This is a genomic window from Microbacterium sp. bgisy189 (assembly GCF_965345345.1).
Taxonomy (GTDB): domain Bacteria; phylum Actinomycetota; class Actinomycetes; order Actinomycetales; family Microbacteriaceae; genus Microbacterium.
Map to the genome: position 1 here is coordinate 355,177 of NZ_CBDRMZ010000003.1, position 11,791 is coordinate 366,967.

14 protein-coding genes are annotated in these 11,791 nt (G+C 65.0%); 7 read left to right on the forward strand and 7 right to left on the reverse strand.

The genetic code is table 11. From position 1 onward, the window contains the following. Positions 1–734: 734 nt before the first annotated feature. From ACSF8R_RS06925 to ACSF8R_RS06935, 3 genes are read left to right on the forward strand one after another with little or no spacing between them, the layout of a single operon-like run. A complete protein-coding gene (locus ACSF8R_RS06925) occupies positions 735–1,067 on the forward strand; it encodes a hypothetical protein (RefSeq protein ID WP_274647530.1) in 333 nt (110 codons plus the stop codon). Next, entirely contained in the window at positions 1,064–1,261 is a 198-nt protein-coding gene (locus ACSF8R_RS06930; protein WP_274647531.1) for a TSUP family transporter, read from the forward strand. Before ACSF8R_RS06925 ends, ACSF8R_RS06930 begins: the two co-directional genes overlap by 4 nt. A 5-nt stretch (positions 1,262–1,266) precedes the next feature. Beyond that, positions 1,267–1,398, forward strand: coding sequence for a hypothetical protein (locus ACSF8R_RS06935; protein WP_274647532.1), 132 nt, complete (start codon positions 1,267–1,269; stop codon positions 1,396–1,398). A gap of 85 nt (positions 1,399–1,483) precedes the next feature. Here ACSF8R_RS06935 and ACSF8R_RS06940 read toward each other — a convergent pair whose 3' ends face one another. Then, the gene (locus ACSF8R_RS06940) at positions 1,484–3,223 is read right to left on the reverse strand and encodes a heavy metal translocating P-type ATPase (RefSeq protein WP_434811133.1); all 1,740 of its coding nucleotides are present in this window, start codon (positions 3,221–3,223) and stop codon (positions 1,484–1,486) included. A gap of 267 nt (positions 3,224–3,490) precedes the next feature. Beyond that, complete coding sequence (locus ACSF8R_RS06945) at positions 3,491–3,790, reverse strand: hypothetical protein (protein WP_434811134.1); 300 nt, start codon at positions 3,788–3,790, stop codon at positions 3,491–3,493. Between the two features lie 53 nt (positions 3,791–3,843). Here ACSF8R_RS06945 and ACSF8R_RS06950 point away from each other — a divergent pair, with 53 nt between their 5' ends. The 4 genes from ACSF8R_RS06950 to ACSF8R_RS06965 all read left to right on the forward strand — a co-directional run bounded on the left by ACSF8R_RS06950 (position 3,844) and on the right by ACSF8R_RS06965 (position 7,280). Then, positions 3,844–4,203: an ArsR/SmtB family transcription factor gene (locus ACSF8R_RS06950; RefSeq protein WP_434811135.1), complete on the forward strand. Its 360-nt coding sequence runs from the start codon at positions 3,844–3,846 to the stop codon at positions 4,201–4,203. A 280-nt stretch (positions 4,204–4,483) separates the two neighbouring features. Further along, entirely contained in the window at positions 4,484–5,077 is a 594-nt protein-coding gene (locus ACSF8R_RS06955; protein ID WP_274647536.1) for a recombinase family protein, read from the forward strand. Then, a complete protein-coding gene (locus ACSF8R_RS06960) occupies positions 5,014–6,468 on the forward strand; it encodes a Mu transposase C-terminal domain-containing protein (RefSeq protein ID WP_431779804.1) in 1,455 nt (484 codons plus the stop codon). The genes ACSF8R_RS06955 and ACSF8R_RS06960 overlap by 64 nt, the downstream gene beginning before the upstream one ends. Beyond that, on the forward strand, positions 6,468–7,280 hold the full coding sequence (locus tag ACSF8R_RS06965) for an AAA family ATPase (protein ID WP_274647537.1): 813 nt from the start codon (positions 6,468–6,470) through the stop codon (positions 7,278–7,280). The genes ACSF8R_RS06960 and ACSF8R_RS06965 overlap by 1 nt, the downstream gene beginning before the upstream one ends. A gap of 340 nt (positions 7,281–7,620) precedes the next feature. On the opposite strand, the gene ACSF8R_RS06970 is transcribed toward ACSF8R_RS06965, so the two are convergent. The 5 genes from ACSF8R_RS06970 to ACSF8R_RS06990 all read right to left on the reverse strand — a co-directional run bounded on the left by ACSF8R_RS06970 (position 7,621) and on the right by ACSF8R_RS06990 (position 11,600). Further along, positions 7,621–8,241, reverse strand: a complete 621-nt coding sequence (locus tag ACSF8R_RS06970; RefSeq protein ID WP_394279609.1) for a DUF305 domain-containing protein — start codon at positions 8,239–8,241, stop codon at positions 7,621–7,623. Between the two features lie 129 nt (positions 8,242–8,370). Then, entirely contained in the window at positions 8,371–8,775 is a 405-nt protein-coding gene (locus ACSF8R_RS06975; protein ID WP_082886195.1) for a four-helix bundle copper-binding protein, read from the reverse strand. 204 nt (positions 8,776–8,979) lie between these two features. After that, complete coding sequence (locus tag ACSF8R_RS06980) at positions 8,980–9,324, reverse strand: hypothetical protein (protein WP_434811136.1); 345 nt, start codon at positions 9,322–9,324, stop codon at positions 8,980–8,982. A gap of 119 nt (positions 9,325–9,443) precedes the next feature. Beyond that, on the reverse strand, positions 9,444–10,859 hold the full coding sequence (locus ACSF8R_RS06985) for a M23 family metallopeptidase (protein WP_434811137.1): 1,416 nt from the start codon (positions 10,857–10,859) through the stop codon (positions 9,444–9,446). Positions 10,860–10,865: 6 nt separating this feature from the next. Then, complete coding sequence (locus tag ACSF8R_RS06990; protein WP_434811138.1) at positions 10,866–11,600, reverse strand: hypothetical protein; 735 nt, start codon at positions 11,598–11,600, stop codon at positions 10,866–10,868. Positions 11,601–11,791: the final 191 nt, after the last annotated feature.

Genomic DNA, 11,791 nt, shown 5'->3' on the forward strand with positions numbered 1-11,791 from the left:
CTTGCCTTCCTGCGAGCGGAGCGCGGCGGGTCAAGGGTGGCTGCTCGCAGCCATTCTCCGAAGGAGAACGCGAAGCGCCCTTGACGCGCCGCGCGGAGCGAGCCTTCTCCTGGCTCCCCAAGCAGGAGACCATCCAACTGAAAATCGTGAGGTCACGGGATCGACGCCCGTCGGAGCCACTGAACCCCCGAGGTGGCTTCTACACCGAGGGGGTTCTTCTTATTCCCAGGTGGAAGGGCCTTACTGGCGTCGACCTCACCGCCCCTGACGGGCCTTGACCGAGTCGCAGCGGTAGTTCGAAGCCAACCGATCCCTAGCTTTGTGCCGGGAATGTGCCGGGAACTCCACAAATTCTGCCTTCCCTTGGCGCCCGGGCGCCTTGCTGGAAGCCGCGCACCACTGTCCAGGGGCTCGGCGCCACCATGGGGCAACCTGGCATCGCCCTATTGGACGTGGAGCTGACTCTGGCTCCTCCCGACCGTGGGCGCCCGCACTCGCATGCTCCGAGCGGCCGCCTCGGCACCCGTCAGGTGCAACTTCTGTCCCGCATACCCACCGTTCAACGGAACAGTGAGCAGACACCCCTATTGGGGCGTGAGAGATCGAATGTGTGAATTTGATCGCTCCGCGGCGGTGAATCTTCATCGCTATCTGGCGCCGTGGGGTGCCCGGTAGGGATCCTTCAGCGGGACTGCTCATGGAAAGATGAACGCTCCGATGGCGAAAGCGGCGAGTTGATCGGTGTGTTCGGGTTCGCCGCGCTGCCCGCGATCATCATGAACAAGGCGATGAGCCTGATCGTCGTGATCACCGCCATCCCCGCACGGCTGATCAGCGTGCCACTGGCCGAGCTCTCCCCGTACTTGTACATCGTCCTGAACCTGCTGGCCGGAAGCCTGATCGGCGCGTGGGTCGGCGCGCACTGGGCGACGAGACTTGGCTGGAAGGCCCTGTACCGGGTGATCGCGGTCCTACTGGTGCTGATCGCGATCCTGCTCTTCGTCACCCACTTCTTCGCCGTCGAACCCCTGAACCTGCCCCTGGTCCCCGGACGATCCTCGGCGTGATCGCCGGTAGCCTTATCGGCGTTTTCGCGGCACTGATGGGCGTTGCCGGTGGGGAATTGCTGATCCCCACGATCGTGCTTTTCTACGGCACCGACATCAAGATCGCCGGAAGCCTCTCTCTGCTGGTCTCGCTGCCGACCATGCTGGTCGCTTTCGCCCGCTACAGGTGCTCGGTCAGAACAAGCGGTTCCTGATCGCGATGACGGCGGGATCGATCGCCGGCACAATCGCCGGCGGCTTCCTCCTCGATGTGATCCCCAGCCTGATCCTCATCCCACTGCTCGTCCTGCTCCTGTTGCTGTCCTCGATCAAGGTCTGGAACCACCAGTAGGCACGCCTTCCACCGACCTCAGGAGACCTATCCCCGGTACGACCCGCGGAGGATCCCTTACCGGGCGGCCGTCACGCGAGCGTGGTCAGGTGATTGTAGTTATCCGCTTCCGGCGTGTTTCGCCGCGGCCCGGGGCCAGCATGCGTAGGCCGTTGAGGATGATCAGTGCGGCGCTGCCTTCGTTCAGCAGGAGACCGGTGGTCAGCGACATCCAGCCTGCGAGGGCTGCGACGATCAGAACCGCCACAACAGCAAGGCTGAGCGCGATGTTGATCTTGATGTTGTTCCGGGCGCGGCGCGAGAGGCGGATCGCGGCGGGGAGCCGGTCGAGCTCGTCGGCCATGAGGGCGACGTCGGCGGTCTCCAGTGCGACGTCGGTGGCGGCGGCGCCCATTGCGATGGCCAGATCGGCGTTGGCCAGTGCGGGGGCGTCGTTGACGCCGTCACCGACCATGGCGATCACGCCGTACGTTTCGCGCAGCTCGAGCACGGCGGCGGACTTGTCCTCGGGTAACAGTTCGGCGCGATAATCGTCGAGTCCCAGGTCTGTGGCGGTGGACTTGGCCACGGTGGTGTTGTCGCCGGTGAGCATCAGGATCCGTTTGATCCCCAGCGCACGCAGCTCGTCGATGGTGCTCTGCGCGTCGGGGCGCAGCTGGTCGGCCACTGCCACCACGGCCAACGGTCGACTGGCGTCGCGGAGCACGACTGCGGTACGGCCTTCCGCCTCGGCTTGAGAGACCGCACGCCCAACGTCGGGGTCGGTGCGGTCGGCGGCCGTGGGACGGCCGATGTGCAGGGCGCGGCCGTTGACCGTGGCCTCCATGCCGGCACCGGGCAGCGCGCGGGCGTTCCAGGCGGCGGGAATCGTGAGGTTGTGGGCGCGGGCGCCGGTGACGATCGCGCTGGCGATGGGGTGCTCGCTGCCGCCCTCGACCGCGGCCGCCAGGGCCAGGGCATCGTGCTCTGTCACGTCGCCGACGGGGGTGACGCCTGCCAGGGCAGGCCGGCCGCGGGTCAGGGTGCCGGTCTTGTCGAAAGCGACGACCTTGATGTCGGCCAGTCGTTCGAGGTAGATCCCGCCCTTGATGAGGATGCCATCGCGCGCGCCGCGGGCGATCGCGGTGACGACGCTGACCGGCACGGAGATGACCAGCGCGCACGAGCAGGAGACGACCAGGACGACGAGTGCCCGATAGATCGCCTCGCGCCACTCGAACCCGAGCAGCGGCAGCACCAGGGCCACGACGATGGCCAGGACGAACATCGCGGGCGTGTAGACGGCACTGAACCTGTCGGCGAACCGCTCGGCTCCGCCCCGCTTGGCTTGGGCTTCCTCGACTTGCTCGATCACTCGGGCGAGCACGGTGTCGTAGTGCTCTTTGGTGACCTGCACACGCAGCACCCCGTTGCCGTTCAGGCTCCCGCCGAAGACCTCGGTGCTGACAGTGGCCTCGACCGGCACCGACTCTCCAGTCACCGGGCTGGCGTCCACCCAGGAGACACCCTCGGCGACGACGCCATCAGTGGGCAGGCGTTCACCGGGGCGCACGAGCACCACGTCACCGGGATGCAGTTCCTCCACCGCAACGGTCTCGGTCTGGCTACCGTCGGTGACTCGGTTGGCGGTCGGGGGTGCCAGCTCCATGAGTGCGCTGATGGACCCGCGCGCACGGTCGGTGGCGTAGGCCTCCATCGCTTCACCCAGGCTGAAGATGACGACGAGCATCGCGGCCTCCTCGATGACGCCCAGCGCGATCGCCCCGATCGCGGCCACGACCAGCAACACGGATATCGTCAGGCGCTTGTTGCGCACCGCCCGCACTGCGCTGCGGAGCGGATAGACACCGCCGACGATGATCGACGCCCAGAACAGCGCCAGCGCGACCGGCTCGGAGTGGATCGTCCACTCCACGATCAAGCCCACGGCCAGCAGCACTGCCGCCACCGCGAGGGTCACCGTTTCGGGTTTCCGCCACCATGTGCGGCGAACCAGCCGCGGGGCTGCTGGTTCGGCCACCTGTGACGGCGTGCTCGCGTCAGTACTCATCCTGGTCTTTCCTCTTTCAGCTCGTGGGGAGGTAGCAGCAGGTCAGGCGCGAACCGGGCGAGCCGGCCCCGTCGCCGATAGGGCCAAGCCGGCCTTCCTTGCTGCTTCGATCACGGCGGCTTCAGTGACGGTGCCGTCGTGGGTGACCAGGACGACACCGGAAACCAGGGCATCGACCTTCTGCACGCCGGGGAGTGCCTCAACTGCGACGAGGTCACCGGAGCAACTCACGCATCCGCCCCCGAGGGCGCGGTACTTGGAACGGACGAGGGCGGCGGGTGCATTCAAGGGATCTCTCCTTCGATCGACATGACTTCGATCATCTTCGAAGTCCGATTCCATGCTACTCAGACTTCGATACTTGTCAAAGTGTCGAAGTCTGAGAGGATGGAGACATGTCGACGTCCCTCTTGGTGCTTCCCGTGGATAGTGCATTGGGTTACTGCACGCCGCTGTCCCGCGAGCCGATCACACCCGCGCAGGCGGAACCGCTCTCCCGGATGCTCAAGGCTCTGGCAGACCCCGTTCGGTTGCGCCTGATGTCCATGGTGCTCTCGCACGAGAACGGCGAGGCGTGCGCGATGTGCGACCTCACCGAGGGCTTTGACCTCTCACAATCGACCCTCAGCCACCACCTGAAGATCCTGCACGACGCCGGACTCGTCGACAGGGAAAAGCGCGGCGTCTGGGTCTACTACAAGGCACGCCCCGAGGCGATGGACGCACTGCGCACCGTCTTCAGCGTCGACTTCTGAGCGAAGCAACCTTGTTCGCCGCCCGTGAGGAGGTACGGCCTGTCGAAGAAAAAACGCGACGCAATGCTCCCGTCGTCTGACGAAAGGCGAGCAAGATTGCGTTACCTGCATCATGAGGCGTCGTCTTGGTTAAGAACAGTTTTTCGAGACACGGCCCAGGCCCGAAGAGTCGCGGTTGATTCGGGCGCAATCTCGTGGGTCCTTCTGTCTTGATAATTCGTCTCGTCGCGTTTTGTCTCACATGCGTTTGCAGAGGGGTTTTCTGAGTCATACTGAGCGTATGAGGCTTCTGGGGTACACGCGAGTGAGTACGACGAGCCAGGATGCGCAGCTTCAACTCGACGCGCTCGTGGCGGCGGGAGTGCAGAAGCGGGATGTCTTCAGGGACGTGACCTCCGGGAGTCGGAAGGCGAGCGAGCGCCCCGGCATGAGGAAGCTGTTCGAGCACGCGGCCGAGGGCGACACCGTCGTCGTCTGGCGGGTCGACCGCCTCGGGCGATCGCTCATCGATGTGCTGAACACGGTCAACCTGCTGCGCGAGCGAGGCGTGCACGTTCGGTCCATCTCGGATGGCATCGACCCGACGACCTCAACGGGCAGGCTGATGCTGAACATGCTGGCCACTTTGGCGGAGTACGAACGCGAACTGATAGTCGAGCGGGTCAACGCCGGCATCGCGGCCGCACGTCAAAACGGAACCCGGTTCGGTCGACCCCTGTCCGACCCGGTCGTGATCGCGGAGAAGTTGCAGCTTGTGGCTGAGGCTCGGTCTAGGGGCCGCACCGCGGAAGAGGCGGCTCGTCTCGTGGGGTGGAGCCGCGCGACGCTGTACCGGCATCAGCAAGCGCACGCGTCACGTACCTCGACGATGTAGCGATCTTGGATGGGGATGAGCGGTGGCGGATCCTTCGGCTGCATGTCGAAGACCAGATCCCGCTCGCCGTCCTCGCCCGGGATTGCGGGATCAGCGCAAGAACGCTTCAACGCTGGCACCAGCTGTACCGCGACGGCGGCCCCGCCGCGCTCGACTCTCATCCCCGCAGTGACCAGGGGGTGCGACGCACACGGCCCGAGACCGTGGCGTTCATCGAACGCCTGGCTCTAACCAAACCTCGCCCCGCCCTCGCTACCCTCCATCGCCTCGCCGCCGCCGATGCGACGCAACGAGAGCTCCCCGCGCCGAGCTACTCGACGGTCAGAGAGATCGTGATGGAACTTGACCCGGCCCTGGTCACGCTTGCGTTGGAGGGGCCGGCGTCGTACCGGAACAAGCACGAACTCGTGTTTCGTCGCCGCGCCGAGCACCCGAACCAGACGTGGCAGTCCGATCACACCGAACTCGATATCCTCATCGTCGATGCCGACGGGAAACCCGATCGGCCCTGGTTGACGACCGTGCTGGATGATCACTCCCGCGCGATCTGCGGCTACATGGTGTTCACGGGTGCACCCTCCGCGATGAACACCGCCCTCGCACTCCGGCAGGCGATCTGGCGCAAGACCGACCCTGCCTGGGCGATGTGCGGGATTCCCGACGTTCTCCATGTCGATCACGGCTCCGACTTCACCAGCCGCCACCTGGAACGCACCGCCATCGCGCTGCACGTGCGGATCATCCATTCCACGGTCGGCCGGCCACAGGGGCGCGGGAAGGTCGAGCGATTCTTCCGCACCGTCAACTCCGAGCTTCTAGCAACTTTGCCCGGGCATATGAGCCGCGGGAACAGGAACCCGAAGCCAGTCATCGATCTCACAGAGCTTGATCGTGCCATCAGCGCCTTCATCGCGACCTACAACGACCGCACCCATAGCGAACTCGGAATTTCTCCGAAAGAGGCATGGATCGCGGACGGTTGGCTTCCCCGCATGCCTGACAGCCTCGAGGAACTCGACGGGCTCCTTCTCACGGTCCCGAAGAATCGTGTCGTCCAACGAGACGGTATCCACTTCCAAGGCCAGCGGTACCTCGCCCCAACCCTGGCACCCTTCGTCGGACACACGATCACCATCCGCTACGACCCCCGCGACATCTCCGAGATTCGCGTCTACGACCGAGACACGTTCATCTGCACCGCCATCGATGAAGCCCACCCGAACCTCCGCCTCAGCCTCCGCGACATCGAAACCGCACGCCGAGCACGGCGCCGGGAACTACGTCGCACGATCAATGACCGCATCCCCAGGGTCGCTCACCGCGAGGAAACCCGCACACCTGACTCCGCACCGAGGCGGCCCCGGTTGCGCACCTACGAGGAGGACGAATGATGAGCCACGCGTTTATCGTCACAAAGGAGCACCGACGCTTCACCGAGTTCGCCAACGCCGTCCGAAAGGACAAAACGATCGGGATCTGCCACGGTCCAGCTGGCGTCGGGAAAACCAACTCCGCGCGCCGGTACGCGAATTGGGACATCCTCGAGCCCTATATCGACGAGTGGGGCCCCCGCGGAGACCACGACGCCAAACACTATGCACTCGCGAACCGATCTCGCACCGTCTTCTACACACCCGAAGTCCTCTGCCGCCCGAAAGACCTCATGAGCGACATCGACCACTGGCAGATGAAAGTCGGCATCTGCGCCGACGAGCACCTCAGGTCGCTCAGCACAGACGCCGCCTCGTCCAGGCAGAACGACGTCAAGCGCCTCATTGAGCTGCTCATCATCGACGAAGCCGAACGACTCACGCCGAGCGCCCTCGAGCTGCTTCGTGACCAACACGACCGCACCCACCTCGCGATCATCCTGATCGGAATGCCGGGCATCGACGAGCGCTTCCGTCACTACCCGCAACTCTTCAGCAGACTTGGATTCTCACACCAGTACCGGACCCTGGGCCGCGAGGAACTGCTCTTCGTCTTGGACCGCCACTGGAAACGGTTAGGTAAGGTCCTTGACCTTGACGACTTCACCGACGCGCAGGCCGTCGCCGCGATCGAACGAATCACCCGCGGCAACTTCCGCCTCCTCGAACGACTTTTCCCCCAGATCACCCGGGTACTAAAGATCAACCAGCTCGACACGATCACCGACGACGTCGTTGAAGCCGCGGCCAGCATCCTCGTCATCGGAAACTAGCGACGCAAAGCCATCACAGAACGCCGCCAAAGAGCGACGAACTCCACAATCGAATGTCTCGCGGAACCAGGTACTCGATGGAACCGTATGTCGGATAGGGATCCCCTTGCGGTCACATATGGCAGCCCTTCCCGAACTCACGTTCGACCCACCGAAAACGTCCGATGAGGGCTTCGGCCAGTGGCCGTTACGGCGGGGGGTTTCGGCGGTTCCATCGCCCGGCGTGTTGAGTGCTGATCCGCGTCGGCGCCGGCCGTGCCGTAAACGATCGTTTTTGACACCACGTGGTGAGGCTCGCTTCCAGCGTCATCACACTCCGACAAGGGCAGATTGAGAGCAGCTACTCGTTGGGGCATCCTCGCAGGGCTGTCTCATCGAACGTCGGGGCGGGACGGGCCTGCGCCTCTTCTGGGGTTTCAGCGATTCCATTGCTCGAAATGTCGTCGATGAGCCAGTTCATCTCGAGGATTTCGTTGCGCTGTGCCGCGCTGATTTCGGCGGCGAGTTCGCAGACGCGAACGTCCTGGATCTGTGCACGTTCGGAGCGGGTGATGGCGAGGGAGTGGTGGGGGATCATCGCGTTCATCCAGGCGGTGTCGTCCACGGTGATCTGACTGCGGTCAAGCGCGACTCCGCCGGCGAGCAGCAGGACGCTAACTGTGGCGACGGCGATGTTCGCTTTGACGCTCTTGTACATGTTGAGCATCCACGCCAGCATCACCAACCCCATCGCACCGCCCATGGTCAGGGCCATGAAGACGCGGCTTTCGCTGAAGCGGATGTGGCTCCACTCCCAGGAGCCGACGAACATCACCCAGTACATGACAACCATCCCGGTGAGGATCATCGCCCCGAATCGGAGATACATTTTCCAGGGCTTGGAATGACCCTGCTGGCTGTGATCGTCGGTCGCTGCGCTTTGGTCGTTCTGCTTGGGATCGGGGTGGTCGTTCGCGGTCATGACGTCTCCTGTTCGGATGGGAGGGGGTGCGGCGACGGTGACGGGGCGGGCGATTGCGGCATCGACCGTCCCGTCAGCGACCGCCAATGGCGGGTAGTGCTCGCAGGAGGACTGCGAACCTGGGCCGCTTTAGAGAGCGGCGAGAAGGTCGGTGCATGCCTCCTCGCAGCGGCGGCAGGATTCGGCGCACACGCGGCAGTGCTCATGCATGTCTGCGTGCTGTTCACACTCGGCGGCACAGGACGCGCAGGCGGTGCGGCAGGCTTCGAGCAGGGCGCGAACCGTTGCAACATCCGGTGCGGTTTGGCGGGAGAGCACTGCACCTGTGGCGGCGCAGATGTCTGCGCAGTCCGAGTTCTTCCGGATGCATGTAACGAGCTCCGCGACCATGTCTTCTCCGAGGCATGCGTCCGCGCAGGCGGTACATGCCTGGGCGCATTCGGCGCATGCCTCGATACAGCGCAGAAGGGCGTCCTGGGTTGCGGCGAAACCGACTTTCGGGTGGGTGGCGAGCATCTGATCTGCAACAGTCATGGCTGCTTTCCTTTCTTCGGGGGCCTTCCCCGACATGCGGTCACCCTAGAGCGGGGTCGAGGGTCGAGGTAGGGGGTTGAGGTCTGTCGATGAATGGCGGCCGTAAACCAGGTTCAATACGGCCAACGTTCACGGCGGCCGGTTGACGCAGCCTCGGCTCGCCCGGAAACGATCGTTACCGGTGCGACCGCAGCGGAAGGCTGCTCAGATGGATGAAATGAGGTCCGCGCAAGCCTTCGCCCCTCGTCTGGCGATGTCCACTCGCCGTGCGCAGGAAGCAGTGGCCTCCTTGTGTGGTCCGCAGATGTCGCCACACGACGAGATCGCGGAAAGGCACCGCCGCACCGTATTCCGTACCGCGGCCAGCTCGACGGTGGCCTGGCCGAGCATCACCGCAACTTCCCGGCAGGCGTCGGCGGCCTGAATGACCGTAGCGTCCCACGCGCACAGGTCAGGCGATACACCCTCGGACTGCGCGTCGCGTGTATCAAGCTCTCGCGCCAGCTCAAGGTACACAGCAATATGGGCTGCCCTCTCCGGAACGGTCATGCGGCCATCGAAGGCACGCAGTTGCAACGCATGCTCCAGGGCAGATGTTCGCTCTTCGTCAGGTGCTGCCTCCGAGCGGCGAACAGTTGTGCCCGCGGGCGGTCCGGGCGTGGGGTGGTTCAAACTGCGACCCCTCGTGCTCGGAGGAAGGGGGCAGGGTCAACCCGGACGCCGCCGATGTACACCTCGAAGTGGAGGTGGCAGCCGCTGGAGGCGCCGGTGCTGCCGATGTACGCGATAACTTGACCGGCGCGCACTCGTTGCCCGTAGTTGACGTTGTAGCCACCGTTGATGATGTGCGCGTACCCAGTGACCGTGCCGTCTGCGTGCTGGATCTTGATGTAGTTGCCCCATGCGCCGCTGTATCCAGCGAAGATGACGGTGCCGGGGTACGCGGCGTAGATCGGGGATCCGCAGCTGCTCGCGAAGTCAATCCCGCGGTGGCCGGCGCGGGTGCAGTAGCCGTTGCGGCAGATGCTGCCGCGGGTTCCGAACCATGAGCTGATCCATCCGTGCGCCGGTCGAACCCACCCGGAGGACTGGACCTTCCCGCCGCTGCCCCCGCTACTGGAGCTTTCGCCTCCGGTTCCGACGTTGTTTGGGGCTTGTCGGCGCCGTTCTTCCTCGCGGCGGCGTCGTTCTTCTTCGCGTGCGCGGGCAGCCGCTGCTTCCCGCGCACGGCGGATGCGCGCCTCGCGTTCCCTGCGTCGAGCTTCCACGCCGGCCTGGTACTGGCTGATCGTGCGGGATGTTGTGTCTTGAAGGGCTGCGAGTTGAGCGTCGAGCACGTCACGGTACTCGTTCTGACTAGCTAGCGCGTCCAGGGCTGCCTGCGCCGCTGCTTGCGCCGTCTGCATCTTCTGTTCGGCTTCCGCCTCCCGGCGGTTACGTTCGTCGCGAGCTACCTGAGCTTGATCGCTGAGGTGGCGTGCGCTGTCGCGGGCGCCAGCAGCGTCGGCGTAGACCTCCCGGTTCGCGTCGACGAGACGGTCCATCGACCCCAACCGGGACAGCAGATCGTCTGCGGAACCGGCGGAGCCGGAAAAGAACAGGTCCAGGGTCGGATCGGTGTTCCCTGAGCGGTATTGCTCAGCCGCGAGGGCACCAAGCTTGGCGGCGGCAGAGTCGGCCCGGGCCGACTCTGCGTCGGCCTGTTGCTGGAGGGACTCGGCGCGCGCGACGGCGTCCTCGTAGGCCTCCAGAGCGAGGACATGTTCTTGGCCGAGCCGGTCGGCTTCGGCTTGCTTCGTGTCCACGTCCTGCTCGAGTGATCGGATCAGCCCTTGAATTCGGGTGACTTCGGCGCCCTTCGCGGCCTCGTTGTTCCGAGCCTTTTCGACGTCATCCCAGGTGGGGTATTCCGCGGCGAATGCTGATGGAGCGAGGCTGGCTCCGGTCGCGGCGAGGAAGACCCCGATCGCGCCGGCGCTGAGCGCGCGCCTCCGAGTGATTCCCCCACGTAGCGCGCGGGCCTCTTCCGCAGTGGGGCCGCAACCGCATGGGACGTCGTCAGTGACGTTCTGGATGTCCGTCATGGTCGGTCAGTTCGGTGAGGTCAACTGCTCGGAGACGGGTAGCGCGGTGAGCCCCGATTCCCCGGCGATAAGGATGTCGCCAGTGTCGGTAATCGCAACGGCCTGCGGGGTGGCTGGGGCAACGCCCACTTGCTCCCACGCCTGTGATCCTGCCTGCGCGACCCAGAGGGTGTTGCCGCTGCCAATCCCGACAATGCGTTGCCGGTCGGGGGACGTGTTGAGAAGTGCGATGAGTGGGGCACCGTCCCACGGGACGAAGCGGCCCCCGCCGTCGAGGCTCACCTGTAGTCCGTCGGGAGTGGATGCGATGAGGCGTTCATCTGCGTCGACGGTCAGGTTGAACGCCGGCAGGGCGCTGCCGGTGGGTGCCCATGTCTGGCCCTGGTCGGTGCTGGTGAGGATGTCGGGGTTGTCGGTCGTGATGCCGTACAGGGTGCCGCTAGGGCCGGCGGCGAGGACGTGGAAGTCCTTCTCGCCGGTGTAGGCGACGGGTTGCCAGGACTGCGCGGTGTCGGTGCTGCGGATGATGCCCAGGTGCGGGGCGCCGAGTTCGGGAGGAGTGTCGGGCCCGGGGTGACCGGAGGCGATCAGGGTGCCGTCGATCGAGGTCAGACCCATCGCATCGAACACGGGGCCGGCGACCGGGTCACCGAGCTGGCCGTCCTCGGTGGCGGTGTAGATGCCTTCGTGGGTGCCGATGAGGAACCCGTTTCCGTCCGGGGCAGGCACGATGCTGTGCACGTGGGTGGTGGCTACAGGCTGTGGTGATGTCACTTCCGGTTCGGATGAGGCGCATCCGGCGAGGGTGAGAGCTCCGACCGCAATCGCGGTGACGGCGGCGAGGGAACGGGTGAGCGTGCGGGATGAGGGCAGGGCGGAGTGAAGAGGGAGGTGTGTCATGGTGTTGACCTTGCGCAGCGGGAATCGAGGAG

What these genes read in the sequence shown, in the direction of transcription:
- ACSF8R_RS06935 (WP_274647532.1), top strand. Translation starts at nt 1,267, where the DNA reads ATGACGGCGGGATCGATCGCCGGCACAATCGCCGGCGGCTTCCTCCTC.
- ACSF8R_RS06945 (WP_434811134.1), bottom strand. Translation starts at nt 3,790, where the DNA reads ATGGAATCGGACTTCGAAGATGATCGAAGTCATGTCGATCGAAGGAGA.
- ACSF8R_RS06950 (WP_434811135.1), top strand. Translation starts at nt 3,844, where the DNA reads ATGTCGACGTCCCTCTTGGTGCTTCCCGTGGATAGTGCATTGGGTTAC.
- ACSF8R_RS06955 (WP_274647536.1), top strand. Translation starts at nt 4,484, where the DNA reads ATGAGGCTTCTGGGGTACACGCGAGTGAGTACGACGAGCCAGGATGCG.
- ACSF8R_RS06965 (WP_274647537.1), top strand. Translation starts at nt 6,468, where the DNA reads ATGAGCCACGCGTTTATCGTCACAAAGGAGCACCGACGCTTCACCGAG.
- ACSF8R_RS06970 (WP_394279609.1), bottom strand. Translation starts at nt 8,241, where the DNA reads ATGACCGCGAACGACCACCCCGATCCCAAGCAGAACGACCAAAGCGCA.
- ACSF8R_RS06975 (WP_082886195.1), bottom strand. Translation starts at nt 8,775, where the DNA reads ATGACTGTTGCAGATCAGATGCTCGCCACCCACCCGAAAGTCGGTTTC.
- ACSF8R_RS06980 (WP_434811136.1), bottom strand. Translation starts at nt 9,324, where the DNA reads ATGACCGTTCCGGAGAGGGCAGCCCATATTGCTGTGTACCTTGAGCTG.
- ACSF8R_RS06985 (WP_434811137.1), bottom strand. Translation starts at nt 10,859, where the DNA reads ATGACGGACATCCAGAACGTCACTGACGACGTCCCATGCGGTTGCGGC.